The sequence below is a fragment of the Crossiella sp. NPDC003009 genome (assembly GCF_053591555.1).
Map to the genome: position 1 here is coordinate 64882 of NZ_JBSFUA010000038.1, position 22767 is coordinate 87648.

The 22767-nt window shown below is 72.1% G+C and carries 21 protein-coding genes and 1 pseudogene; 4 read left to right on the forward strand and 18 right to left on the reverse strand.

Annotation, left to right across the window (positions count from 1 at the left end; all coding sequences use genetic code 11):
* Positions 1-61: 61 nt before the first annotated feature.
* The 3 genes from ACWDY5_RS30750 to ACWDY5_RS30760 form a co-directional block, all read right to left on the reverse strand.
* On the reverse strand, positions 62-580 hold the full coding sequence (locus ACWDY5_RS30750; protein ID WP_449725635.1) for a DUF4231 domain-containing protein: 519 nt from the start codon (positions 578-580) through the stop codon (positions 62-64).
* A gap of 15 nt (positions 581-595) precedes the next feature.
* The gene (locus ACWDY5_RS30755) at positions 596-1339 is read right to left on the reverse strand and encodes a glycerophosphodiester phosphodiesterase family protein (protein ID WP_449725636.1); all 744 of its coding nucleotides are present in this window, start codon (positions 1337-1339) and stop codon (positions 596-598) included.
* Positions 1340-1526: 187 nt separating this feature from the next.
* Positions 1527-2405: a LysR family transcriptional regulator gene (locus tag ACWDY5_RS30760; protein ID WP_449725637.1), complete on the reverse strand. Its 879-nt coding sequence runs from the start codon at positions 2403-2405 to the stop codon at positions 1527-1529.
* Between the two features lie 84 nt (positions 2406-2489).
* Between ACWDY5_RS30760 and ACWDY5_RS30765 the strand changes: the two genes are divergently transcribed.
* Together ACWDY5_RS30765 and ACWDY5_RS30770 are read left to right on the forward strand one after the other, a co-directional pair.
* On the forward strand, positions 2490-3329 hold the full coding sequence (locus ACWDY5_RS30765) for a PhzF family phenazine biosynthesis protein (protein WP_449725638.1): 840 nt from the start codon (positions 2490-2492) through the stop codon (positions 3327-3329).
* A gap of 8 nt (positions 3330-3337) precedes the next feature.
* Positions 3338-3967 carry a GNAT family N-acetyltransferase gene (locus ACWDY5_RS30770; RefSeq protein WP_449725639.1) on the forward strand — a complete coding sequence of 210 codons (630 nt, stop codon included), beginning with the start codon at positions 3338-3340 and terminating at the stop codon, positions 3965-3967.
* Positions 3968-3971: 4 nt separating this feature from the next.
* On the opposite strand, the gene ACWDY5_RS30775 is transcribed toward ACWDY5_RS30770, so the two are convergent.
* The 15 genes and pseudogenes from ACWDY5_RS30775 to ACWDY5_RS30845 form a co-directional block, all read right to left on the reverse strand.
* Positions 3972-4118 (reverse strand): hypothetical protein, encoded by a 147-nt coding sequence (locus ACWDY5_RS30775; protein WP_252482684.1) that lies wholly within the window; start codon positions 4116-4118, stop codon positions 3972-3974.
* A gap of 147 nt (positions 4119-4265) precedes the next feature.
* Positions 4266-5972, reverse strand: a complete 1707-nt coding sequence (locus tag ACWDY5_RS30780; RefSeq protein WP_449725640.1) for an EAL domain-containing protein — start codon at positions 5970-5972, stop codon at positions 4266-4268.
* 109 nt (positions 5973-6081) lie between these two features.
* Positions 6082-7251 (reverse strand): lycopene cyclase family protein, encoded by a 1170-nt coding sequence (locus ACWDY5_RS30785; RefSeq protein WP_449725641.1) that lies wholly within the window; start codon positions 7249-7251, stop codon positions 6082-6084.
* Positions 7252-7265: 14 nt separating this feature from the next.
* The gene (locus ACWDY5_RS30790; protein ID WP_449725642.1) at positions 7266-8180 is read right to left on the reverse strand and encodes a ribonuclease Z; all 915 of its coding nucleotides are present in this window, start codon (positions 8178-8180) and stop codon (positions 7266-7268) included.
* 38 nt (positions 8181-8218) lie between these two features.
* Positions 8219-8887 (reverse strand): response regulator, encoded by a 669-nt coding sequence (locus tag ACWDY5_RS30795; protein ID WP_449725643.1) that lies wholly within the window; start codon positions 8885-8887, stop codon positions 8219-8221.
* Positions 8887-9972 (reverse strand): sensor histidine kinase, encoded by a 1086-nt coding sequence (locus ACWDY5_RS30800; protein ID WP_449725644.1) that lies wholly within the window; start codon positions 9970-9972, stop codon positions 8887-8889. The genes ACWDY5_RS30795 and ACWDY5_RS30800 overlap by 1 nt, the downstream gene beginning before the upstream one ends.
* Positions 9973-9989: 17 nt before the next feature.
* On the reverse strand, positions 9990-10727 hold the full coding sequence (locus ACWDY5_RS30805; RefSeq protein ID WP_449725645.1) for a hypothetical protein: 738 nt from the start codon (positions 10725-10727) through the stop codon (positions 9990-9992).
* A 62-nt stretch (positions 10728-10789) separates the two neighbouring features.
* Positions 10790-11443: pseudogene (locus ACWDY5_RS30810) on the reverse strand (ABC transporter ATP-binding protein); the annotation flags it as partial.
* Positions 11444-11528: 85 nt separating this feature from the next.
* A complete protein-coding gene (locus tag ACWDY5_RS30815) occupies positions 11529-12197 on the reverse strand; it encodes a response regulator transcription factor (RefSeq protein ID WP_283664883.1) in 669 nt (222 codons plus the stop codon).
* Positions 12190-14265 carry an ATP-binding protein gene (locus tag ACWDY5_RS30820; protein ID WP_449725646.1) on the reverse strand — a complete coding sequence of 692 codons (2076 nt, stop codon included), beginning with the start codon at positions 14263-14265 and terminating at the stop codon, positions 12190-12192. Before ACWDY5_RS30820 ends, ACWDY5_RS30815 begins: the two co-directional genes overlap by 8 nt.
* Before the next feature lie 354 nt (positions 14266-14619).
* Positions 14620-15627 carry a LacI family DNA-binding transcriptional regulator gene (locus ACWDY5_RS30825; RefSeq protein WP_449725647.1) on the reverse strand — a complete coding sequence of 336 codons (1008 nt, stop codon included), beginning with the start codon at positions 15625-15627 and terminating at the stop codon, positions 14620-14622.
* Positions 15628-15721: 94 nt separating this feature from the next.
* Positions 15722-17137 (reverse strand): Gfo/Idh/MocA family oxidoreductase, encoded by a 1416-nt coding sequence (locus tag ACWDY5_RS30830; RefSeq protein WP_449725648.1) that lies wholly within the window; start codon positions 17135-17137, stop codon positions 15722-15724.
* Positions 17138-17628: 491 nt separating this feature from the next.
* A complete protein-coding gene (locus tag ACWDY5_RS30835) occupies positions 17629-18534 on the reverse strand; it encodes a 1-phosphofructokinase family hexose kinase (protein WP_449725649.1) in 906 nt (301 codons plus the stop codon).
* Entirely contained in the window at positions 18531-19370 is an 840-nt protein-coding gene (locus ACWDY5_RS30840; protein WP_449725650.1) for a class II fructose-bisphosphate aldolase, read from the reverse strand. The genes ACWDY5_RS30835 and ACWDY5_RS30840 overlap by 4 nt, the downstream gene beginning before the upstream one ends.
* 35 nt (positions 19371-19405) lie before the next feature.
* Complete coding sequence (locus ACWDY5_RS30845) at positions 19406-20293, reverse strand: SIS domain-containing protein (RefSeq protein ID WP_449725651.1); 888 nt, start codon at positions 20291-20293, stop codon at positions 19406-19408.
* A 149-nt stretch (positions 20294-20442) separates the two neighbouring features.
* On the opposite strand from ACWDY5_RS30845, the gene ACWDY5_RS30850 reads away from it, so the two are divergent.
* Both ACWDY5_RS30850 and ACWDY5_RS30855 read left to right on the forward strand, forming a co-directional pair.
* On the forward strand, positions 20443-21228 hold the full coding sequence (locus ACWDY5_RS30850) for a DeoR/GlpR family DNA-binding transcription regulator (RefSeq protein WP_185003687.1): 786 nt from the start codon (positions 20443-20445) through the stop codon (positions 21226-21228).
* Between the two features lie 138 nt (positions 21229-21366).
* Positions 21367-22662 (forward strand): ABC transporter substrate-binding protein, encoded by a 1296-nt coding sequence (locus tag ACWDY5_RS30855; protein ID WP_449725652.1) that lies wholly within the window; start codon positions 21367-21369, stop codon positions 22660-22662.
* The last annotated feature ends 105 nt before the right edge of the window (positions 22663-22767 follow it).

Consider the following 22767-nt stretch of genomic DNA (forward strand, 5'->3'; position numbering starts at 1 on the left):
CAACCTTTCAGTCCTTCGGGGGGTTAAGTTGGGGAAAGACCCGACGGATTACGGGTATGTGTCACTGAGCGTCCGCCTTCTTTTCCCCGGTAGGGCCAGGCTTTTGGGGGAACTGGAGGGCGTCGAAGTAACTCTCCGATTCTTTTCCGCGGATCACGCTCGCCTTGTCCAGCAGAGCCTTGGTCGCGTCGTAACGCCGCTGTTCCTTGTTCGGCCCGTCCACCAGTGACTGTGCGTGGTGCATCTCCAGCTCCCAGGCCGAGTAGGCCTCGGTGAGCTTGAAGTCGCTGCGGCGCAGCAGGCCCCAGTTCTTGTCCCACTGGTAGAAGGAGTGCAGGCCGGTGCACAGCGCGATCAGCACGCCGATCACCGCGATGGTGAGGTTCTTGTACGGGAAGGTGATCACCGTGATCAGCGGCAGGCTGATGCTCAGCACCGTGACCAGGATGCCGGAGAACCGGAAGAACCTGCGGTTCCACCGGGACCGGAACCGGTAGCGGTCGCGCAGGTCGATCACATACTGGCGGGCCACCCGCCCGTACTCGCCGTGGTCGGGATTGGCCGCGGACTTGTTTGCCACCGGTACCGCCCTGGGTCAGTGCTCACTGGAGGGGACGAACCCGGAGAATATGATGTTGTCGGCCGATTCGTGAGCCCTTCTCGCCTGAGCGGCCGAACCGACCGGCCAGGCGAGCACCGGCCGTCCCCGCTCGCGCCAGTAGGCGGCGGCCCTGGACGGCAGCCCGGCCACCTCGAAGCTGATGAAGTCCGGCCTGGTCAGGAAGTTGGTCACCAGGCTGCGGCCGAGGGCTCGGCTGACCGGGTCGGCGTTGGCCAGCAGCCCGGAGATCTGCCCGAGCGGGCACCGGATGCCCAGCCGCCGCAGCCGGAACACCGCCACCGGGTCGAAGGAGTGCACCGCGACCTCGCCCCGGTAGGCCCGCAGGTGCCCGAGCAGCGCGGCCTCGATGCCGCGGCCGTCCAGCGGGTGCGCGTGCTTGGTCTCCACCAGTAGCGGCACCCGGCCGTCGACCAGGTCCAGCACGTCGGCGAACCGGGGGATGCCGTGCTCGGTGCCGCTCAGTCGCACCGCGCGGAGCTCGGCGGCGGTGCGGCCACTGACCGGGCCGGGCAGGCCGGTGAGCCGGGCCAGGTCGGCGTCGTGGATGACCACCAGGTGCCCGTCGGAGCTGAAGCGCACATCGAGCTCGCAGGGAAAGCCCTGGCGGATCGCGGACTCGAAGGCGGGCAGCGAGTTCTCCGGGATGCCGGCGGAGGGGTCGTGCAGGCCGCGGTGCGCGATTGGCACGGCGGTCAGCCACTGCGGCAGGTCGCCCATCGGTTCAGGCTAGGGCGTCGGCGGGCGGGATGGGGGGCAGCGGCGCGCCGGGACCGGCCGCGGGGGCTGGGGAGCGGCCGTGGCGCTGGCATCGGCTGTGGTGCGGCAGGAGCCGGGCGTGTGCGGCTGGGACTCGCGGTGGTGCGGGGCTGGGCGGCTTGGTGCGCCGGGACTCCCGTGGGGCGGTTCAGGGCCGCCAGTGGGCGCGCAGGGCGGCGGCGACCGCGTGCGTGGCGGGGCTGGGGGAGCGGCGCGGGTCGTAGGTCAGCAGCACCGGGGCCTCGGTGTGCGCGGGCAGCGGCAGCTCGGCCAGGCGGCCCTGCTCGACCAGCTCGCGCACCGCGGCGGTGGGGAACAGGCCAAGGCCCAGTCCGCCGGCCACGCAGGCCCTGGCGGCCTCGATGCTGCCGAAGCGGGTCAGCCGGGGCTGGGCGTCCGGGACCGCGAGCAGCCGGTGCGCCAGCCGGTCGCTGTAGAAGCAGCCGGGCTCCAGCAGGAAGAAGCTCTCCCTGGCCAGCTGGGACCAGCGCGGCCTGCGCCCGGCCAGCCGGTGCTCCGGCGCGCACACCAGGCTCAATGGTTCCTGGCCGAGGGGTTCGGCGGCCAGGTCGGGTTCGGGGGTGGCGTCCAGGACCAGGGCGAGCTGGGCGCGGCCGGTGTGCAGCAGCCTGCCGCCGAGGGCGGTGCCGGCCGGGATCAGGTGCAGCTCGATGCGGGGCTGGTCCACGCGCAGAGCGGTGATCAGCTCGGGCAGCCGGTAGGCGCACAGGGACTCGGTGGCGGCCAGGGTGACCTCGCCGCTGGGCGGGCCGTCGGCGCCCGCGGCGGTGTGCAGGGCGGCCTCGGCGGCGAGGAGGTCCTCGGCGGGGCGGAGCAGGCGGCGGCCGGCCGCGGTGAGTTCGGCCCCGCCGGGCAGGCGATCGAACAGGCGCGCGCCGAGCTGTTTCTCCAGGGTGCGGATCTGCACGGTGACGGTGGACTGGGCCAGGTGCAGCTCGGCGGCGGTGCTGGTGAAGTTCCCGTTGCGGCTCAACGAGAGGAAGGTGTGCAGCAGCCGGGTGTCCACCCCGCCAGACTATCGCGGAACTCGATCGGCACAATGAGAAACGATCGTTGGACAGCATGACGAACCGGGACGAGGCTTGGTGCCATGACCACAGACGTGTTGCGCTACACCGCCTTCACCGCCGACCCGGCGGGCGGCAACCCCGCCGGGGTCGTGCTGGACGCCACCGGCTGGACCGACGACCGGATGCAGGCCGTGGCCGCCGAGATCGGCTACTCCGAGACCGCGTTCGTGCTGCCCGGCCCCGATCCCCGGCAGGCCGTGCTCCGCTACTTCAGCCCGCTGGCCGAAGTGGCCTTCTGCGGGCACGCGACGGTGGCCACCGCGGCCGCGCTGACCGAGCGGCACGGCGCGGGGGACTACGTCTTCAGCACCCCGGCCGGGGTGATCCCGGTGCACACCCGGATCACCGACGGGGTCGCCAGCGCGACCCTGACCAGCGTGCCCACCAGCTTCACCCCGGTCGCGCCCGCCGTGCTCACCGAGGTGCTGACCTACCTGAACTGGCATCCCAGGGACCTCGACCCCGGCCACCCGCCGGTGGTCGCCTTCGGCGGCGGTCACCACCTGGTGCTGGCCACCCGCACCCGCAAGCGCCTGGCCAACCTGTCGTATGAGTTCGGCCCGCTGGCCGGGCTGATGCGGCAGGAGAACTGGACCACCCTCCAGCTGGTGTACTTCGACCCGGACGGAACCATCCACTCCCGCAACCCGTTCCCGGTCGGTGGCGTGGTGGAGGACCCGGCCACCGGGGCGGCCGCGGCCGCGCTCGGCGGCTACCTGCGGCCGAACCTGGACCGCCCGGCGCTGCTGACCATCCGGCAGGGCGAGGACATGGGCAGGCCGAGCCTGCTGGTGGTGGAGATCGACCCGGCGGACCCGCGGATCAGGGTCACCGGCCAGGCCGTGCCGCTGCCGGGTTGAATGGCCCGGTGAGCGATGCGGCGCTGAGTGAGCTGTTGCGGCGGGCCGCCGAGGGTGATCCGCCGCCCGCCGACGGTGGGGTGAGCGTGCTGCCGCAGGGCGCGGAGGCGACGCCCGCGGTGCTGGCCTTCACCGCGCACCACGTGGTGGTGGCCGATGTGCCCGAGGAGTGGGTGCGGGCGCGGTTGCCGGTCGATGACCTGTCCGCGCCGCTGAACCCGCCGTTCCTGACCGCGCTGTGCGCCGCCACCGGCCGCGAGGTCAACAACATCGACGCGGTGCTGGTGGCCACGGGTCCGGCGGTCGCGCCCGGGTTGGGCCTGACCCCGGCCGACGACCGCACCCACGAACGGGTGCGGCGGGCCGAGGACTTCCGCACCGACATCCGGGTCTGGACCTGCCCTGGCGGGCTGGTGCTGCTCGGACGCGGTGTTGGCGGCCGCTGGGAGGTCGCGGCCGAGGTGGACCCGGAGTTCCGGGGCAAAGGGCTCGGGCGGGCGTTGTTCGCCGCGGCCCGAGCGCTGGCTCCGCAAGATGTGCCGGTGTGGGCACAGGTCGCGCCCGGCAACGCGGCCTCACTGCGAGCTGTGCTCGCCGCGGGCTATCGGCCGGTGGGCGCGGAGGTGCTGCTGAAGTAGCCGGTCAGTTGGCGTACTCGTGGTCCGCGCTGAGGCCCTCGGGCTCGTGGAACAGGGCATCGTGCGCCCAGGTGGTGGCGGCGGTCCGCTGCGCCACGATCTGCGGCTGGTCCCCGGCGGGGTGGCTGAACAAAGTCTGCTGAAGTGCCATGTGTGTTTCCGATCTGTCCCGCGCTCCCTGGCCACGGCCCCGGAATGGGCGTACGTCGGCACGGCGCGGATGACGTGAAGAAGGGGAGTCTGAACTCCCGGCACCCACCACGGTACACGAAGATCGCGGTGGGATGCCGGAATTAGCTCAACCAGTGCGTTGCATGGCCGGTGCGGGCGCCGGGGGCTGGCCGCGCAGCACGTCCGTGCGGCTGGATCCCGGCCGCCCGAGCACCCAGCTGGATCCGCGCAGTGACTTGGCTTGCTGCTTCAGCGGCGCGAGCAGCCGGGAGGTCTCCCGGTGGTCGTGCACGCTGCCCGCGGCGCACACCAGGGTGGCCATGGACACCGTGATCGAGCGCCCGTGCACCCGCCGGTCCGGGTCCAGCACCGCGCTGGCCAGGCGGACCAGGTCGTCCAGCTCGCAGACCACCAGGAAGTCGTCACCGCCGATGTGGCCGACGCAGGCGTGCCGCAGGGCGGCGGCGACGTCGGTGAGGCCGCGGCCCAGGTGCCGGATCAGGTCGTCGCCCGCGGCGAAACCGGCGTTGTCGTTGACCCATTTGAAGCTGTCCACGTCCAGCCAGGTGACGGCGAAGATCTGGCCGGTGGCGATGCGCTGGCTCAGGTCCCTGGCGATCGCGTCGCTGCCGGGCAGCCTGGTCAGCGGGTTGAGCGCGGCGGCGTGCTCGACCTTCATCTCGGCCATGCCGCGGAAGAGGTCGGACAGCCGGACCACGCCAAGGCAGTGGCCGCCCTCGTCGAGCACCACCAGGTCGTCGTACATCCGGTCGGAGGAGCCGCCGGACATCAGGTTCAGCGCCTCCATCGCGGTAGCGTCGGTGCCTACCGCCCTCGGCTCGTCGGCCAGCCGGGAGGCCGCGCGCTTGGCGTGCAGCGCGTGGCCGTAGGGGCCGGTGACGGCGAGCAGGAACCGGTTTCGGTCGATCGTCCACTGTGGACGTTCTTCCTCGTCGACCAGGACGATGCTGGTGATGTCGGGGCGGTCGGCGAAGATCTTGCGGGCGGCGTCGGCGGTGGCGTCCTGGGCCAGCATGGTGGCCGGGCACAGGTAGTCGGTGACCCTGGGGCCCGCGGTGGCCACCGGCAGCTGCACCGCGCCCACGTCGGAGAGCTCGTTGAGCGCGGCGGAGAGGGTGACCCTGGTGTTGGGGCGGCGGCTGGGCGGGGCGATCAGGTCGCCTTGCACCAGGTGGATGCCTGCCGCGCGCACCGCCTGGAGCTGTTCCCTGGTCTCCACGCCCTGCGCGATCACGGTGGCGCCCGCCTGCGTGCAGGTGTGCGCCAGCCCTTCCAGCAGGGCCTGTTTGCGGGTGTCCTCCGGCAGTCCGGCCAGCACCGCCCGGTCCAGCTTGACCAGGTTGGGCTGCACGTCCAGCAGGAAGGTCAGTGGGATGTCGCCGCCGCCGATGCCGTCGAGGGCGACCAGGAAGCCGATGGTGCGCAGCCGCCGGAGCCGTTCCAGCAGCAGGGCGCGATCCAGGTGCGAGATCGGGTCGCCGATCTCCAGGATCACCTCGCGCGGGCGGCGGCCGGTGGCGCGCAGCGCGCCGAAGAGCGCCTCCATCCCGGCCGGGTCCTCCACCACGGTGTCGGCCAGGATGTTGAGGTGCAGGGGCAGCAGCGTCTCGTGTTCGGAGGCGAACTGCACCGCGAGCACGGCCAGTTCGATGTCGAGGTCGGTGAGACGACCGGCTTCAGCGGCCGTCCGGAACAGGTCGTGCACGTGACCCCGGAGCGGCCGGGCTAGCGCCTCGACCGCGACCACACCGCCGGTGTTGGTATTGACCAGCGGCTGGAAGGCGACATGCACTTGGTCCAGCAGCGTGGGCACAGCGCAGATCGTGCCCGGTAAATCACTCTCCGACGAGGTCGTTCACCACAAGTTCACGGAGTCTGTGTCGCTTCGTCTCACAACCGGCCGGTAGGACGCGCAAAGGTGCTCACAAGCGGCCAAGAAACGCCATCCGGGTGCGGGTGGCCCACGGCGCGTGCCGGAACAGCCCGGCCATGGCCAGCGCGGTGCCGCGCACGTCCTCCCGGCCGGAGAGGTAGTGCGCCTGCTCGGCCTCGGACATGGCGAAGAACAGCTCGAAGAACCGCGGCAGGTCACCGGCGGGCAGCGCGAGCAGCACCCGCAGCCCGCTGCGGCGCAGCGCGTGCACCGCCTTGGCCGAGGGCGACCACAGCACCCGCCACCCGGCGGCCACCGCGGCGGGGGCTCCGGCGGGCAGCGCGGCGTGCACGGCCTCGGCCACCCTGGGCGCCAGCGCGAGCGCGGCGGCCACGCTGAACCCGGTGGCCGGGTGCACCAGCCCGGCGGCCGCGCCGAAGGGCAGCAGGTCGCGCACCCTGGGCGGCGGATCGTCCACTCTGAACCGGACGCGTTCCTGGGTCTCGTTGCCGGACAAGGAGATCCCGTACGCGCCGAGCCGGTCGGCGAGCTTGCGGCGCAGCTCCGGGTAGCCCAGCCCCGGCCGCCGGGCCAGCGAGGTCTCCTCCAGCAGGGTGCGGCCGTCACCCATCGGCTGGGCGTAGAGGAAGGTCGGCCAGTCCGAGGGCCCGTTGCTGGCGTGCCGCCAGTCCATGAACACCGACTCGCCCGGCGGCACCAGCTCGGCGACCTGCTCGCTGGGCAGCAGCACCCCGTAGGCGGTCTGCTCGGCCGCGGGCCGCCGGGGGCGTCCGCCGCAGAGGGCGCGCCGGTCGCCGGTGGCGTCCACCACCAGCCGGGCGGCCAGCGCCTGCCCGTCGGTGAGCTGGACCAGGCTGCCGTCGCAGGTGTGCGCGACGGTGACCGCCGAGCCCTGCCGCACGGTCAGCTCCGGGTGCCGCAGGTGCTCGCGCAGGGCGGCGTTGTCCAGCAGCGCGTAGCGGCGGGTCAGCTCGTGCCGGGTCTCGGCGATGGCGACCGTGCGCTCCGGGCAGCTGCGCACCACCGAGCCGGGCAGGTCGATGGGCAGCTCGTCGGTCCAGGCCGCGTAGGTCTGCCGCCAGGGCCGGCCCGGCGCGGGATCGAGCACGGTGGTGCGCAGGCCCAGCCGCGCACAGGCGCCGGCGAGCGCGAACCCGGCCGGTCCGCCGCCGACGACCACAACGTCCTGCACGTGCATCAGCGAATCATGCGCTACCGCCGCGGGGGAACCGCGATCCGGTCGAGATCGGCGGCGACCACCAGTTCGCCGTCGAAGTGCCGGGCCGCCTCGGCACGGAAGGCCTCCAGGTCGGGGTAGCGCTGGGAGAAGTGGGTGAGCACCAGTGTGCGCACCCCGCACTCGGCCGCGACCAGCCCGGCCTGGCCCGCGGTGAGGTGCCCGACCTGGGCGGCCAGCTCGGCCTCGCTGTCCAGGAAGGTGGACTCGATGACCAGCAGGTCCACCCCGCTGGCCAGCTCGAAGACGTTCGGGCAGAGCCGGGTGTCCATGATGAAGGCGAACTTCTGCCCCGGTCTGGGCACGCTGACCTGGCCGAGCTCGATCCGGCGGCCGTCGAGGTCGAGGTGCCCGTCCCGGCGCAGCTGCCGCACCAGCGGCCCGCGCACCCCGGCCGCGGCCAGCTCCGCGGGCAGCATGCGCAACGAGTCCGCCTCGACCAGCCGGTAGCCGAAGGCCTCCACCGGGTGTGCCAGCCGCCGAGCCTCCAGGGTGCCGAAGGAGCCGGTGGCGATCACCCCGTCGGCGTGCACGGGTTCCTCGCGCAGGTCGGCGGTCTCGAAGAAGGAGGTGGCGTAGCGCAGCCGGTGGAAGTAGTCCGCGCCGGAGGCCGGGTAGTGCGCGTGCACCGGGTGCGCGACCTTGTCCAGGGACAGCCGCTGCACGATGCCGGGCACGCCCAGGCAGTGGTCGCCGTGGAAGTGGGTCAGGCACAGCCGGGTGATCGAGCTGGCCGGGACTCCACTGTGGACCATCTGCCGCTGGGTGCCCTCACCGGGGTCGAACAGGAAGCCCTGGTCGTCCCAGCGCAGCAGGTAGCCGTTGTGGTTGCGCTGCCGGGTGGGCACCTGGCTGGCGGTGCCCAGGACGATCAGTTCGCGGTTCGACACGGTGGGGACTGTAGGCGGGGGAGCCTGGCCGGGCACGCCTATTCGCGGCCGGGGCGGACGATGCCGTGCTCGTAGGCGAAGACGATCACCTGGGCGCGGTCGCGCAGGCCGAGCTTGGTCAGGATGCGGCCCACGTGGACCTTGACGGTGAGCTCGGACAGGTGCATGCGCGCGCCGATCTCCCGGTTGGACAGTCCCTTGGCCAGCGCGCGCAGCACCTCCTGCTCGCGGGTGGTGAGCGGGTCGGGCAGCCGGTCGAGCGGGTTGGCCCGTTCCGGCAGGGGCAGGTGGTCGGCGAACCGCTCGATCAGCCGCCGGGTGACCGCGGGGGCCAGTGCGGACTCCCCGGCGGCGACCACCCGGATCCCGTGCACCAGTTCGGCCGGCATGGCGTCCTTGAGCAGGAAGCCGGAAGCCCCGGCGCGCAGTGCGCCGTAGACGTACTCGTCCAGGTCGAAGGTGGTCAGCACGAGCACCTTGGCCGCGGCGCTCTCGGCCACGATCCGCCGGGTGGCCTCGATGCCGTCCATGCCGGGCATGCGCACGTCCATCAGCACCACGTCCGGGCGCAGCGCCCTGGTCAGGGCGATCGCCTCCGGTCCGGTGCCTGCCTCGCCGAGCACCTCGAGGCCGGGTTCCGGGCTGAGCACGGAGCGGAAACCCAGGCGCAGCAACGGTTGGTCGTCCACCAGCAGCACGCCGACCATCAGACCTCCCAGGGCACCCGCGCGCGGACCAGCCAGCCGCCCCCCGCCGCGGGCCCGGCGCTGACCGCACCACCATAGGCCGCGGCGCGTTCGGTGATCCCGGCCAGCCCGTGCCCGCCCTCGCCCGGCTGCCCGGTCCCGTTGTCGGCGACGGTGAGTTCGAGCGTGTTGTCCTTGTGCCGCAACCGGACCTGGGCGCGCGCGCCCGGTCCGGCGTGTTTGAGCGTGTTGGTCAGCGCCTCCTGGGTGATCCGGTGGACGAGCAGGCCGAGGCCGGGATCCTCGTTGTCCGGCAAGGCTTCCCGGCGCAGCTCCACCGGCAGTCCGGCCACCCGGAACTGCTCGGCCAGGTCGTCGAGATCGGCCAGACCCGGTTGCGGGGCAAGGGGTTGCTCGTCTTCGCGGAGCAGGCCGACCAGGCGGCGCATGTCGGCCAGCGCGGCCCGTCCGGTGGCCGAGGTCTTGGCCAGGAGGTCCTTGGCGTTGGCCGGGTCGGCGGCCGCGCCGTCGGCGAGGGCGACCATCACGGCCAGGTTGTGCGCGACGATGTCGTGCACCTCCCTGGCGATCCGGGTCCGCTCGGCGATGGCCGCGGCGCGGGCCCGGTGCGCCAGCTGTTGCCGCTGGTGGTCCTGGCGCAGCCGCTGGCTGAGGCCGAGCAGCGCGGTGGCGGCCAGGGTGGAGAGTACGCCGATGAGCACCTGGGCCGGCGGTCCGCCCGCCAGCCAGGCCCAGCCCACCAGCAGCGCGAACACCGCCACCGCAGGCCACAGCCGCCGGGCTGTGGTGTGCCGGGCCACCGCGTAGAGCGCGAACAACGGCGCGGACACCAGGAACACCCCGGTGTACCCGGTCAGGTAGCAGCCCAGGGCGAGCGCGGCCACCAGCCAGAACACCGGCACCGGCGCCCGTCGCCGCCACACCAGCGGCAGGTGCACGGCGGCGAAGAACAGCCAGCCCAGGTTGTGCACGCCGGTGCCGGGTTCGAGCACGCCGGGCGCGGCGTCGCCGCCGAGGGTCACCGGCAGCACCAGCGCCGCGGCCAGCGCGGCCAGTCCGGCGTCGTGCGGCCGCTGCCGGTTCATGGACTCCCTCCCCTCGGTCACAGCTCGCGACGGCACAGCACCGCGCCACCGCACCCCAGCAGGAGTATGGCCCAGCCCAGCGCCACCGCCGCGCCCCAGCCGGGCGAGGGCAGCGGGCCCTCGCCCGCGCTGAACATGGCCTGCAGCGCGAGGGTGGGCAGATAGGGCAGCACGGCGTCCTGGAGCCCGGCGGGCAGCGAGCCGAGCAGCGCTTGCGGCAGGACCACCAGCCCGAGCACGAACACCCCGATCGCACCGGCCAGGTTCCGCACCAGCGTGCCCACGGCCAGGCCGAACAGCGCGGCCAGCACGGTGGCCTCCGCCGCCCCGGCGATGGCGAGCAGCACCCCGGGGTCACCGAGGGAGATCGGGGCGGTCGCGAACGCCTGGTGCGCCAGGAAACCGGCCAGGTACCCCAGGAGCAGCACCGGCGTGGTCACCGCCACCAGCACCACCGCCTTGGCCCACAACACCGGCAGCCGCGCGGGCACCGCGAGCAGGGTGGTGCGGAGCAGGCCCGAGCTGTGCTCCCCGGCCATGCCCAGCACGCCGAAGATGCCGATGGCCAAGGCGTACACCAGGAACCCACCGCCCACCGCCTCGGCCACGGTGGCCGGACGGAACCGGTTTTGCCAGCCGATCAGCGCGGCCAGCCCGGTCAGCGCCACCGGCAGCCCCAGCAGCACCAGCCAGGTGGAGCGGGTGGCGAGAAGCTTGGTCCACTCCGCGTGCGCCACCCGGCCGAAGGTGATCACCTGGTCTCCCCGAACTCGACGGCGTCCCTGGTCAGCTCCAGGTAGGCGGGTTCCAGCGAGCCGTCCGCGGCGGTCAGCTCGGCGATCGGCGCGTCGGCCAGCAGCCGCCCCTTGCCGATGACCAGCAGGTGCTGCGCGGTCAGCGCCATCTCGCTGAGCAGGTGGCTGGAGACCAGCACGGTGCGGCCCTGCGCGGCCAGCTCCCGCAGCAGCAGGCGCAGCCAGCGCACGCCGTCGGGGTCGAGGCCGTTGGTCGGCTCGTCCAGCACCACCGCGGCCGGATCGCCGAGCAGCGCGCCCGCGATGCCCAGCCGCTGCCGCATGCCGAGGGAGAACCCACCGGCTCGCCGGTCGGCCGCCGAGCCGAGCCCGGCAAGGGCGAGCACCTGGCCGACCCGGGCGCCGGGCAGGCCGTGGGTCTGGGCCAGGGCGCGCAGGTGCTGCCGGGCGGTGCGTTCCGGGTGCGCCGGGGTGGCCTCCAGCAGCGCGCCGAGGCGGCGCAGCGGATCCGGCAGGCCGGGGTAGCGGCGGCCGTCGACGGTGGCGCTGCCGCTGCTGGGCTTGCTCAGGCCGAGCAGCATCCGCAGGGTGGTGGACTTGCCCGCGCCGTTGGGGCCGAGGAAGCCGGTGACCCGGCCCGGCCGCACCGTGCAGGTCAGCCCGTCCACGGCGGTGGCGCCGCGGTAGCGCTTGGTGAGCCCGATGAACTCAATCATGGCGCTGAGGCTAGGAACCAGCGCCGGTGGCCGTCGTCCGCCACAGGTCGGCGGGCTGGCGCGGCCGGTACGACCAAGGGCGTACTCAGGCGTGCCGCAGGTAGGTCAGCACCGCGCTGACCCGCCGGTGCACCTGCGGCTCCTCGGCCAGGCCGAGCTTGGCGAAGGTGGAGTTGACGTGCTTCTCGATGGTCGACTCCGACAGCGTGAGGTGCTCGGCGATGGCCCGGTTGGTCTTGCCCTGGGCCATGTGCCGCAACACTTCCAGCTCGCGCGGGCTCAGCCGGGTCAGCGGCGCGTCGGCGGCCTTGGCCCTGCTGCCCAGCAGCACCTCCACGATCCGCGGGTCGATCACCGAGCGGCCGGAGCGGACCTCGTGCAGGGCCCGCAGCAGCTCGTCGACCTCGCCGATGCGTTCCTTGAGCAGGTAGGCCAGGCCGTCGGTGCCGTGCTGGAACAGGGCGAAGGCGTACTGCTCGTTGGCGTGCTGGGAGAGCACCACCACGCCGATGTCGGGGTGCTGGCTGCGGATCTGGTGCGCGGCGGTGATGCCCTCGGTGTGGTGGCCCGGCGGCATCCGGATGTCGGTGATCACCGCGGCCGGCTTGAACCGGGGGACCGCGTCCAGCAGCTCCGCCGCGGTGCCGACCGCCGCGACCACCCGCACCTCGCCGCTGTCCTCCAGCAGCCGCCTGGTGCCCTCGCGCACCAGGTAGTGGTCCTCGGCGATGACGATCCGCAGCGGTTCAGGCATCAGCGGTCTTCTCCACGATCTCGATACGGCAGTCCACAGTGGACTCAGGTCGGGCGGTGGCCGGCAGCCGGGCGGTGATGGTGGTGCCCGCGCCGGGGGAGCTGGCGATCCGCAGTCTGCCACCGACCGCTTCGGCCCGGTCGCGCATCCCGGTCAGCCCCAGTCCGCCGCGACCGTCCCGGAAACCGCGGCCGTCGTCGTGCACGGACACCACCAGCTCGCCGTCTTGGAGTCCGAAGTGGATGGTCACCGCGGTGGCCTCGGCGTGTTTGAGCACGTTGGTCAGCGCCTCGGAGACCAGGAAGAAGGCCGACTCCTCCACGTCGATGCCGAAGCGGGCCGCGCGCAGCTCGGGCGGGCAGTCCACGGTCACCGGGATCGGCAGCCGCCGGGCCCGCGAGGTGACCGCGGCGATCAGGCCCTGGTCGGTGAGCACCGGCGGGTGGATGCCGTGCGCCAGCTCGCGCAGCTCGTCGATCACCCGGTAGGCGTCCTCGCGCACCTCGGTCAGCGTGCCCTCGGCCGCCTCGCCGCCGCGTTTGAGCTGGTTGCGGGCCAGCGCCAGCTTGGCCACCAGCGCGACCAGCTCCTGCTGGATGCCGTCGTGCAGCTGCCGTTCGATCCGCCGCCGCTCGGTGTCCTGGGCCTGCACGATCCGGGTCCGGGAGGCCTCCAGCTCCTTGGCCTGCCTGGACACCTGCTCGACCCGCTCACCCAGCTCCCCGGCCAGGTTGGCGTTGTGCACGGCCAGTGCGGCCTGCCTGGCCAGGGTCTCCACCAGGTCGTGGTCCTCCGGAGTGAACCGGCCCTCCACCTTCGGCCCGTACTCCAGCACACCGAGCTGTTCCTCGGCGTGCCGCAAGGGAAAGCGGGTCGCCTGCTCCTCGGTCACCGTGCCGGCCACGCTGACCACCGGCGGACTGCCGGGGTCACCTGGCCTGCCCAGCTCGACCCGCGCCCACTTCAGGTTCAGCCCGCTCTGCAGGCTGCGCGCCAGGTGCGGGGCCAGCCTCGGCAGGTCGTAGGCGTGCTCCAGGGTGGTGCCGAACTGCACCAGCAGCTCGAACCCGGTCAGCCTCGGCCCGTAGACCCGGCGCGCGGCGGCCTGGTTGAGCTGCTCGCGCAGTGGCTGGAACAGCAGCATCGCCGCGGCCGTGACCAGCGCGACCAGCCCGACCGGCAGGTACTGGCCCGCGGTCCAGCCCAGCATGGTCGCGGTGCCCAGGTACCAGCCGCCGATGACCAGCCACAGCAGGCCGTAGACCACCGAGCGCGGCACGACGAGGTCCACGCCGAGCAGTCGTCTGCGCAGCGCGGCGACCACCACGACCACCGGGATCAGCGAGTACGGCAGGGTGCCGATCAGGCGGCCGATGACGTACAGCCAGCCGGTGTCCACGTCCACCCGCCAGGACCGGGTCACCAGCAGCACCGCACGGGCCAGCATGATCACCGTGGTCAGCACGGCCAGCGAGAGCAGCCACGGCTGGGGCGTGCCCGCGCGCCTGGCCAGCACGCAGCGGACCAGCAGCATGATCCCGGCGCCGACGTGCAGCCAGGCGAAGGGTTTCTGCGACCACAGGTACATCGAGGAGATGGGCAGCCCGCTGGCCGCCACGAACAGCGGCACCGGCAGCAGGAACCACAGCGGGCGCAGCAGCACGCGCTCGTAGCGGTGCCGGAAGCGGCCGTCGGGCAGCAGCGCGACCAGGTAGATGATCAGGATGTTGAAGACGAACTCGAGGGCCTCGTTGCCGATCGCGCCGAACCACATCCAGAAGCCCGGTGAGGCCCAGTCCGCGTCCGAGGTGAGGAAGTGCAGCGGGTAGTTGGTGGCCAGCCCGACCGCCAGCAGCGAGCCGAAGACCAGCAGCAGCCGCGCCACCGGGTGGTGGGGGGCGGCCCGCCACACCAGCAGGCCCGCCGCGTAACAGGGCAGCACCGCGGTCAGCGCCCAGGACAGGGTCAGCCGCGCGGGCAGCAGGAACAGTGTCACCGGAATCGTGACCGCCAGGCTCAACGCCCCAGCGGCAGCCACCAGCCGCAAGGGCGTGTCCTTCCCCGTCACCCGCTCATTCTGCGGCCTGCCCAGCCCGCCCGCCAGGAAGGCCCCCCTACACCGCAATGGCGGAAAACCTCCATCGCGACTGACGGCGCACCTGGTTCTGCCCACAGGCCCATCCCGGCAGACTCGGTGTCGCAAGAGATGACGGAAGGGCCCCCTTTCGACGCGGGTTCCTGGAGCACCTGGGGGTGTCCAGGAGCCCGCGTCCAGGCGCTGTGGAGGCCGTGCGATGGGTGTTCGAATCCGGCGACGCGAGTCGGAGCGGGGCGAGATCCCGCTGGTCAGGACGACGCGGATCGTGTTCTTCCTGCGCAGGATGCGGCGCGGGCCGCTCGGCGCCGGCTGTCGCTGACCTGGTCAGCGCGGCGCGGCGGTGGTGGCGCGCACGACCAGCTTGGTGTCCAGCCATTCCTGGCGCACCGGAGCCTCGCCGTCCTCGCCGGGACCGGCCAGCAGCAGCTCCACCGCGAGCCGTCCCGCCTCGCGCACCGGCATGGCCACCGTGGTCATCGCCGGATCGCACAGCCCGGCGAAGACCAGGTCGTCGAAGCCGGTCAGGCTGATGTCCTCGGGCACCCGGACGCCCTTCTCGCGCAGCCGGGAGAGCACACCGAGGGCCATCACGTCGTTGTAGGCGATGATCGCGGTGGGCTCGGCGCGCAGTGCCTCCTCGGCGGCGGCGACCCCGCCCTCGTAGCGGGGCGGGAACGGGCCGAGTTCGGTCACGGTCAGGCCGTGCTGGGGGGCCGCGGCGCGCAGGCCCTTGCGGCGCTGGCGGTTGGACCAGGAGGTGTCCGGTCCGCTGAGGAAGACGACCCGCCGGTGGCCCAGCTCGGCCAGGTGCGCGATGAGTTGGGCGATGCCGCCGGCGGCGTTCATCAGTGCGGCGGGCACCTCCGGCAACAGGCGGTTGACCAGCACCAGGCTGGACTTGGCCGCGACCTCCAGCAGTGGCTCGTCGGTCAGGCCGGGCGCGCACACGATCAGCCCGTCGACCTGCTGGGCCATGGTGCGGACCAGCTTCTCCTCCAGCGCCGGGTCCTCGTCACTGTCGGCCACGAACACCGAGTAGTCGGCCTGCACCGCCGCGGCCTGCACCGCCTTGAGCATCCCGGTGAAGAACGGGTTGTCCAGGTCGGGCACCACGATGCCCAGGTTGCCGGTGCGCCCGGTGATCAGTCCGCGCGCGGCGCGGTTGGGCTGGTAGCCCAGCTCCGCGGCGGCGGTGAGCACCCGTTCCCTGGTCTGCTCCCGCACCAGGTTCGGCGCGCTCAGCGCCCGCGAGACCGTGGCCACCGACACCTGCGCCTGGCGCGCGACATCGCGGATGGTCGCCGGCGCTCCCGAAGTACCCCGTTGTCGCACTCGATCATCCTAGCCAGTGGGACCACACGGTATGGAGACGCGCTGGTAACGGCGGTGCGACCGTTTTCATCCGGTCGCACCGCCGTCGGCCGCGCTACGCCGGTTTGGGTGAATCCAGGGTGGGCCGGGAACTATCCCGCCACCGGCCCCTGGTGAAGTCCGGGATGGGCACCGCCGCGCCCTTGCGCCGGATGGACTCCGCGCTCAGCGGCACCGGCGCGCTCCAGACCGCCGAGTCGTAGACGTCGACCTCCGGCACCAGGCCCAGGCGCATGGTCTGCATGGTCCGGTAGAGCATCAGGTAGTCCATGCCGCCGTGCCCGCCGGGGCCCGGCCCGATGTCGGTCCACAGCCAGTGGTCGTAGGACTTGAAGTCCTCGAAGGAACCCCACTTGTGCCCGGAGTGCTTGGGCTCGACGTAGATCCGCGGCGGGTAGTCCTCGAACACGCCCTTGGTGCCCGCGACCTGGTTGAGCCTGCTGTACGGGTAGGGGTTGGACACGTTGTGCTGCAACCGGATCACCTTGCCACCGGCGGTCTGCAACAGGCTCATCGTGGTGTCGCCCTTGACGTAGTGCTCCTTCCACGAGGAGTCGCCCGGCTCCTCGTGCGCCTTCCGGTACTCGGCCATGCCCAGCGCCGGGGTGGCCATCGAGGTGATCCGCACCAGCCGGTCACCGCGGTTGATGCCGAAGTACCCGGCCACCGGCCCGAGCCCGTGGGTGGGGTAGTGGTCGGCGTTGAGCTTGGTATGCCAGGCCCGCCGCCACTCCGCGGCGTAGTAGGTGTCGGAGAGCAGCAGCTCGCGCAGGTCGTGGATGTAGGCCCCGGCGCCGTGCAGCACCTCGCCGAACACCCCGGCCCGCACCATGCGCAGCAGCCGCAGCTCGTTGCGCCCGTAGCAGCAGTTCTCCAGCTGGATGCAGTGCCGCCGGGTCCGCTCCGAGGCGTCCACCAGCTGCCAGAGCTCGGCCACGGTCAGCGCCATCGGGCACTCGACGCCGACGTGCTTGCCGCCGTGCATCGCGGCAAGGGACATCGGCACGTGCCACTCCCACGGCGTGGCGATGTAGACGAAGTCCACGTCCTCGCGCCCGCACAGCTGCTCGTAGGCCCGCTCACCCTTGCCGAAGGTCGCCGGTTCAGGCTGACCCGCGTCCCGGACCGCCTTGGCCGCCTTGGCCAGCGCCGCCGGGTTGGTGTCGCACAGCGCGGTGACCCGGACGCCGGGCACGGCCAGGAACAGCGGCAGCATCGAGGCGCCGCGGTTGCCCAGGCCGATGATGCCGACCCGCACGGTCTCGTGCCGCGCGAACGGCACGCCGATCATGGTCTTGCCGCGCGCGGGTGGCACGCGTTCCTCGTCAGCTCCGGTTTCGGCCGTGCCGCCCGGCGTGGCTCCAGCCGTGCCCGTGCCCAGCCCCGCGATGCCCAGTCCCGCGACCGCGGCACCGGTGCCCAGCAGCGACCGCCGCGACAGCGATGAGGTGGGCCGGTCCTGCTCCGTCATGACGCCTCCTGATTAAAGCTGACTGAAACTTCGTCGTTTCGCGCAGTAGTGATCAGTAGGGGCAGGCTTACACAGGTTCGGGGATGAGGGGACCCGACGATCGGAGGGTGTGGGGGAGCGGGTGGGGATTGATGTGACCGGTCGTCTTGAGGAGGGGTTGGTGGGCGGGAGTCGAGCGCCTACGGCGATGGGCGAGCTTGGGTCGCCAACCATCGACTTCTGCTCAGCTCGGCCTGCACATCACAACCCCGCCTTTAAGACGACCGGTCATATTCGCCCCTTCGTTAAGACGACCGGTCATCTATGCCAGCGTGCCTTGCTTCCTGCTTCCGGCCCTACCAGCGGCGCGGGGAAGGGGCAGCGCGCAAGGTGACCGGTCGTCTTAGGCGGACTCCTGCGGCATGCGGTGTGCGAGCACGAAGGCCGCGAATATGACCGGTCGTCTTAAGGGCGACTTGCGTGACTCGGCAGCGGGCCGACCGGCGACTGGGTCAGGCGATCTCGACCATCACCGTCGGCAGGAACCGCTCGTAAGCCCCGGCATCAAAGCTCCCTGCCTGCGGATGCAGCACCGCGGCCGCCGACAGTGCCGCCGCCTCGCGCAGGATCCGCGGCCACTCCCGTCCGTGCGCCAGGCCGGCCGCCAGCGCCGCCACGCAGGCGTCCCCGGCCCCGGTCGGGTTCCCGGCCAGTCGCCGGGGCGGGCGGGCGCGCCAGGAGCCCTCGTCGGTGATGGCCAGCAGGCCCGCGGGGCCGCCGGAGGCCAGTACCGCCTCCGCGCCGCCGGCGACCAGGGCCCTGGCCGCGGTGGCCGGGTCGGCGATGCCGGTCACCGCGCGGAGCTCGGCGGCGTTGGGCTTGATCGCGGTGGGGTTGCCGCCCAGGCCGTGGCGCAGGGCGTCGCCGTCGGCGTCCAGGACGGTGGGGGCGCGGCCGTCCACTATCTCCAGCAGTTCGCGGTAAGCCGTGGCGGGTAAGCCGGGGGGCAGGCTGCCGGAGAGGACCACCACCGAGGCGGTCGCGGCCAGGCCGGCGAAGTGCTCCCGGAAGTTGGCCCACTCCGCCGCGGTGACCTCCGGGCCGGGTTCGTTGAACAGGGTGGCGTCGCCGCCGCTGACCACGGCCACCGTGCGCCGGGACTCCGCGGCGATCTCCACCAGGGCCGAGGGCAGGTCCGACTCCGCCAGTTCGGCGCGGATGGCCCGGCCGGTGTCGCCGCCGGTCAGGCCGGTGACCACGGTGCTGTGGCCGAGGGCGTGCAGGACCCTGGAGACGTTGACGCCTTTGCCGCCCGCGCGGGTGCGCACCGTGCGTACCCGATGTGTGGTGTGCGGTTGCAGGTCGTCGACGGTGTAGGTGACGTCCAGGGCCGCGTTCAGCGAGACGGTCAGGATCACGGGGCGGCTCGCAGCACGCCGAGCAGGCGCTCCGCTTCCACGGCCACGGCTTCCCGGCCCGCGGCGAAGTACTTGCGGGTGTCCACTGTGGACGGGTTGGCGGCCAGGAACTCGCGCACGGCGGCGGTGAAGGTCTTGTTCAGGTGGGTGGCGATGTTGATTTTGGTCATGCCGGACTCGACTGCGGTGGTCAGATCAGCGTCCGGCACACCGGAGGAACCGTGTAGCACCAAGGGAACCGGGACCTTGGCGTGCAGGCGGGCGATCAGGTCGAAGTCCAGCGCGGCGTCCCTGGTGAGCATGGCGTGCGAGCTGCCCACCGCGACCGCGAGGGCATCCACCGTGGTGGCCGCGACAAAGGCAGCCGCCTCGTCCGGGTCGGTGCGCACACCTGGGGCGTGCACGCCGTCCTTGCCGCCGACCTCGCCGAGTTCGGCCTCCACGAACACCCCGTGCGCGTGGCAGTGCTCGGCGATCTCCTTGGTGGCCTTGACGTTGTCCTCGTAGTCCATTGTGGACGCGTCGAACATGACGCTGGTGAAGCCCAGCGCCACCGCCTCGCGCACCAGCTCCGGGTCCTCGGCGTGGTCCAGGTGCACCGCGACCGGCACCGCGGCCGCGCGGGCCACCGCCAGGGTGGCCAGGCCGATGGGGGCCAGCGCGCCGTGGTACTTCACGCAGTTCTGGCTGATCTGCAGCACCACCGGCGCGCCTGCCCGTTCGGCCCCGGTCACCAGGGCCTCGGCGTGTTCGAGCTGGATGACGTTGAAGGCGGCCACGCCGCGGCCCTCCCGCGCGGCCGCGGCGACGATCTCTCCGGTTGCTCTCAACGGCACGGCGCTGGCCCTTTCCTCAAGCGGTGGCGGTGGTTTCAGGAGTGGTCGAGGATCACCGAACGGGTCAGGTGCCTCGGCTGGTCGGGGTCAAGGCCCTTGGCCGTCGCGATGGCCACCGCGAGGCGCTGCACCACCACCAGCTCGGCCATCGGGTCGGCGGCGCGCTGCCGGAACGCGCCGCCGGTGGCGGCCACGTCCTCCGCGAGACCCTCCGGCGCCTGGCCGAACATCCAGGCCACCCGGTTCGGGCCGGTGATGCTGATCGGGCCGTGCCGGTACTCCATCGCCGGGTAGGACTCCGTCCACGCGCAGGCCGCCTCGCGCATCTTCAGCCCGGCCTCCTGCGCGATCCCGTAGGTCCAGCCCCGGCCGAGGAAGGTGAACTGCTCCGCGCCCACCAGCTCCGGCGCCAGCTCCTCGGCCAGCGCGGCCTCGGCGTCGGCGATCGCGGCGTCCAGGGACTCGCCGAGGCTGGCCCGCAGCAACGCCAGCGCGGTGGTGGCGAACCTGGTCTGCACCACCGAGCGCTCGTCGGCGAAGTCCAGCAGCACCAGCGCGTCGGCCGCGGTGCGGATCGGGGTGTCCGCGTCGCCGGTGATCGCCACGGTCGGGTCGCTGACCTGGCGCGCCAGGTCCAGCACCTCGGTGGTGGTGCCGGAGCGGGTGATCAGCACGATCCGGTCGTAGCGGCGGCCTGCCGGGTACTCCGAGGCGGCGAAGGCGTCGGTGTGCCCGCGCCCCGCCGACTCGCGCAGCGCCGCGTAGGCCTGCGCGATGAACCACGAGGTGCCGCAGCCGACCACCGCGACCCGTTCCCCGTCGCGCGGCAGGACCCCGGCGTGTCCACTGGCCAGCGCGGCGGCCCTGCGCCAGCATTCCGGCTGGCTGCTCAGCTCGGTCACCACGAACGGCTGCACGGTCATGGCGCGCCTCCCTTTGTCCCCTGTAGGTCCCCAGATGCGCTGAAGTATGCGCGTTGCTGCGTGTAAGTGCGCACAATAAGCAACAATAGTGCACGATCGACCATTCACAGTCGAGTGTGGCATGCGCGATCATGGTCGCGGAGGTGCGTGTGAACCGGTACGAGCGGCTGAACACCCTGTTGGAGATCCTGGCCGAGCGCGGGCGGGTGGAGGTCGACGAGATCGCCGCCGAGCTGGACGCCTCGGCCGCGACCATCCGCAGGGACCTCGACCACCTGGCCGGACAGCAGCTGCTGACCAGGACCAGGGGCGGCGCGGTGGCGCACGCGGTCTCCTACGACCTGCCGTTGCGCTACAAGTCGGTGCGGCACGCCGATGAGAAGCAGCGCATCGGCAAGGAGGCCGCGGCACTGGTCGCGCGCGGCTCGGTGGTCGGCCTCAACGGCGGCACCACCACCACCGAGGTGGCCCGCGCGCTGGCCACCCGCGGCGACCTGCCGCACGTGGAGGGCGAGACCGCGATCACCGTGGTCACCAACGCGCTCAACATCGGCAACGAGCTCGCGGTGCGCCCGCAGGTGAAACTGGTGCTCACCGGCGGGGTGGCCCGTCCGCAGTCCTATGAGCTGATCGGCCCGCTGGGCACCAAGATCCTGGACGAGCTGACCCTGGACATCACCTTCCTCGGCGTGGACGCCATCGACCCGGTCAGCGGGGCCGCCGCCCACCACGAGGGCGAGGCCAGCATCAACCGGCTGCTCGCGGCCAGGGCGCGGAAAGTGGTCGTGGTCGCCGACTCCTCGAAGATCGGCGGTAGTGCCTTCGCCCGCATCTGCGGTATCGAGGACGTGGACGTGTTGGTCACCGACGTCGACGCGAGTGAGGAGGACGTGCGCCGGTTCACCGAACGGGGGGTGGACGTGGTTCGGGTTTAGACCGGGTGTCACGCAGGGCGGGCATGCGGTTACGGTTCGCGCAGTAGTGTTGACTACTGCGCATTTCACCGCGAGCATGAGCGAAATCACGCAAGTTGTGACCACTCTTCGCTCATCGGCGAGACTAGGGGAGAAGTCATGATCCAGTCGTCCAGGACAGCCAGGCGGACACTGTCCGTGCTGCTGGCCGCGGGCCTTGGCCTGACGGTCGCGGCGTGCGGAGGCGCGGGAGGCAGCGGCGACAAGGCGCTGACCTACTGGTCGATGTGGCGGGAGAACGAACCGCAGGCGCAGGTGCTCAAGGAGACCGCGGAGGCGTTCAAGAAGAGCACCGGCATCGAGGTCAAGATCGAGTGGCAGGGCCGGGACGTGCTCAAGAAGGTTGCCCCCGCACTGCGCGGCGGCGACCTGCCGGACCTGGTGGACCAGGAGGAGAACCAGATCCGGGCCACCCTGGTCGCCAACAACGCCCACCGCGAGCTGGGCGGGCTCTACGGCTCGACGGTGCCCGGCGGCGCGAAGATCTCCGAGGTCGTGCCGGACCGGTACCTGACCAACGCCAAGAAGGACGGCAAGCTCTTCATGCTGCCGTACACCCTGCTCGGCTTCGGCCTGTTCTACAACGGCGCGGCGTTGCCGGAGGTGGCGAGCAAGCCGCCGGCGCGGTGGGCCGACTTCACCCAGCTGCTGGCCAAGCGCAAGAGCGAGGGCAAGACCCCGCTCGCGCTGGACGGCGATGTCGGTGACTACAACTCCTACTGGACCATCGCGGTGCTGCAGGGCGCGCTCGGCGTCGGCAAGGTCTCCGAGCTGGCCAAGGACCACGCGGGCACCGCGTGGAACACCGAGGCGGTCAAGAACGCGCTCGGCGAGGTCCGCAAGCTGGTGCAGAACGGCTACTTCATTCCCGGCTACGACGGCAGCAAGTTCCCGGCCGTGCAGGAGAAGTGGGCGCAGGGCGAGGCGGACTTCGTCAACGTGGGCAGCTGGGTGCCCAGTGAGGTCGGCAAGAAGGCCGCGCCGGGCTTCCAGTTCAAGTTCATGCCGTTCCCGGCGATCAGCGGCAAGGTGAACGTGCCGTCCTCCACCGTCGGCTTCGCCATCCCGCAGCGCGCCAAGCAGGCGGAGAACGCGGAGAAGTTCATCGCGTTCTTCCTCGGTGACGAGCACCTGAGCAAGATCTCCTCGGTGGCCAAGAACCTCACCCCGAACGCCAAGCTGACCGCGCCGCCGGAGCTGGCCGATGTGGGCAAGGCGTTGGCGGAGAACGAGTTGAGCCGTCCGCTCGACGGTGTCGACGCCGACTACCCCGGCTACAACAACGAGGTCTTCAACCCGGTCAACGACCAGCTGATCAAGGGCAAGATCGACGTGGACCAGTTCCTCACCCAGCTGGCCGCCGCGCAGGCCAACTACTGGAAGAAGAACGGCTGATGGCCGCCCAGCTCTACGAGCGCACCATCGGCGGCGGCGCGGTGCCCGCGCAGCTGAACCCGCACACCGAGATCCGCACGGTCGAACAGGTCGATGGCCGCTATC

What these genes read in the sequence shown, in the direction of transcription:
- ACWDY5_RS30755 (WP_449725636.1), bottom strand. Translation starts at nt 1,339, where the DNA reads ATGGGCGACCTGCCGCAGTGGCTGACCGCCGTGCCAATCGCGCACCGC.
- ACWDY5_RS30765 (WP_449725638.1), top strand. Translation starts at nt 2,490, where the DNA reads ATGACCACAGACGTGTTGCGCTACACCGCCTTCACCGCCGACCCGGCG.
- ACWDY5_RS30775 (WP_252482684.1), bottom strand. Translation starts at nt 4,118, where the DNA reads ATGGCACTTCAGCAGACTTTGTTCAGCCACCCCGCCGGGGACCAGCCG.
- ACWDY5_RS30785 (WP_449725641.1), bottom strand. Translation starts at nt 7,251, where the DNA reads ATGCACGTGCAGGACGTTGTGGTCGTCGGCGGCGGACCGGCCGGGTTC.
- ACWDY5_RS30795 (WP_449725643.1), bottom strand. Translation starts at nt 8,887, where the DNA reads ATGGTCGGCGTGCTGCTGGTGGACGACCAACCGTTGCTGCGCCTGGGT.
- ACWDY5_RS30800 (WP_449725644.1), bottom strand. Translation starts at nt 9,972, where the DNA reads ATGAACCGGCAGCGGCCGCACGACGCCGGACTGGCCGCGCTGGCCGCG.
- ACWDY5_RS30815 (WP_283664883.1), bottom strand. Translation starts at nt 12,197, where the DNA reads ATGCCTGAACCGCTGCGGATCGTCATCGCCGAGGACCACTACCTGGTG.
- ACWDY5_RS30830 (WP_449725648.1), bottom strand. Translation starts at nt 17,137, where the DNA reads ATGACGGAGCAGGACCGGCCCACCTCATCGCTGTCGCGGCGGTCGCTG.
- ACWDY5_RS30845 (WP_449725651.1), bottom strand. Translation starts at nt 20,293, where the DNA reads ATGACCGTGCAGCCGTTCGTGGTGACCGAGCTGAGCAGCCAGCCGGAA.
- ACWDY5_RS30855 (WP_449725652.1), top strand. Translation starts at nt 21,367, where the DNA reads ATGATCCAGTCGTCCAGGACAGCCAGGCGGACACTGTCCGTGCTGCTG.